We start from the raw sequence: 1,624 nt of genomic DNA, 5'->3' as shown, positions 1-1,624 counted from the left end.
ACAAAACCAGCTAATAGTTGTCAATAATTATCATTAAAAATAATAAAAATATCATGTTATACTAAATTTGTGTATACCAAATAACCGTCCAAATACTTGATTTGGAAAGTTCAGGTCTACTTAGTTAAATGGTTAAATCATGCTAAGTCTTGGAAAGAAGTTTTGCTTTTTAAAAGTGCATAAATCCAATGTAAGAGTTTGTTTGCACAAGCTATTACAGCTACTCTAAATGGTTTTCCTTCTTCCCGTTTTTTATCATAAAACGCCCGTAATTTCTTATTACGAGGAAGGATTTCATCCGTTGTTTTCTGTTTTCGACAGTCACGAATAGCACATTTAACAGCCATATACAAAGCTTGCCGTAGTCTGCTAGAGCCTCTTTTGGTTATGCGGTTGTAAGTACCTTTGAATGTACCAGATTCAAAGACACTTGGATCAAGACCGGCAAATGCGACTAGTTTCTTAGGATGATTAAATCTTTCAATTTCCCCAATTTCAGATACAATCGTGGCAGCGATTTTTTCTCCGATACCGGGAATTGATCGGATAATCTTAGATTCTTCAATACTTTTTGATAAAACATCTATCTCATTTTCAAGCATGGATAGATGTTTTTTATATTCAAAGAGCATATTAATATACATATCTAAGCTTAGGGCTAGGCTAGAATATAAAGCCTTCTGAAAAGGGTTTTGAGCTGCTGCAGTCATTAGCTTTTCAGCCTGTTTGTTTGCCCATTGTAAAGAACGAGAATTACAGAATTCTTTTATTTTAGTTGCTAATACTTCATTAGTGGCTTTCAATATATCCTCTGAAGTAGGAAATGCATATAGTATTTTCAAAGAAACATCCGAATATAAGTCTCCAAAAACATTACTATATTCAGGAAAAACTTGATCTAAAACTGCCTGAAATTGTAGTTTAGTTTGTACAAACATGCCTGTAATATTATCGTGCTGTCTCGTAAGATTACGTAAGTTCGCAAGTTGGATACCACGCTTTTTATAAGGCTCTAAATCCTCCTTATAATACAGCTCGCAGAGATGATTAGCATCAATGATATCTGTTTTTACCTTTCGTAAACTAGAACTTTTTGCTTTATAAGAGATGAGTGGGTTTACGATAATTATTAAATAGCCTCTGTCCTCAAAATATTGAACAATTGGTGTGTGATAATGGCCTGTTGATTCCATAACAAGAGGGGGACGTTCTCCTGAAATATCTTCTAATTCTTTAATAAAATCTAATAAACTAGCTAACCCATCAAGATCATGTTTTACTTTGAAACTTTTCTTGTAGGGCTTCTTTCTTTCCAAGTAAGCTTGAACCTGACTTTCACCTTTTGCTACATCCAGACCGATGACTGGATTCATTATAATTCCTCCTTCAAAATGATAATTGCCGGTAACCCCTAAACCCTCTTTGTAGTGTCATAGCTTCGCTTGTTATACGAGATCATTGTCCCAACCAGCCTCAAACATGTTTCTACAAGTAGGGGGCGAACTGTTTTGCGGACGGGGTCTTAGCCCCACGGGCGCGAACGTTCTACCCCGGCTACCGTTATCATATATCGATATAAAAAATGGTCAACCAGAAATATTTTCTGGCTGACCTTATAATACGA

1 protein-coding gene is annotated in these 1,624 nt (G+C 35.5%); it reads right to left on the bottom strand.

Annotated features, from left to right (window positions below):
- Positions 1-137 precede the first annotated feature (137 nt).
- Positions 138-1,373, bottom strand: coding sequence for an IS110 family RNA-guided transposase (locus AC1DCY_RS27075; RefSeq protein ID WP_477355756.1), 1,236 nt, complete (start codon positions 1,371-1,373; stop codon positions 138-140).
- Positions 1,374-1,624 lie beyond the last annotated feature (251 nt).

The sequence above is a fragment of the Lysinibacillus sp. 10T31 genome (assembly GCF_056394365.1).
This window is presented reverse-complemented; position numbering and strand designations above follow the sequence as displayed.

Bases quoted from the DNA above. Each gene is read 5' to 3' on its own strand.
- AC1DCY_RS27075 (WP_477355756.1), bottom strand. From the start codon at position 1,373: ATGAATCCAGTCATCGGTCTGGATGTAGCAAAAGGTGAAAGTCAGGTT.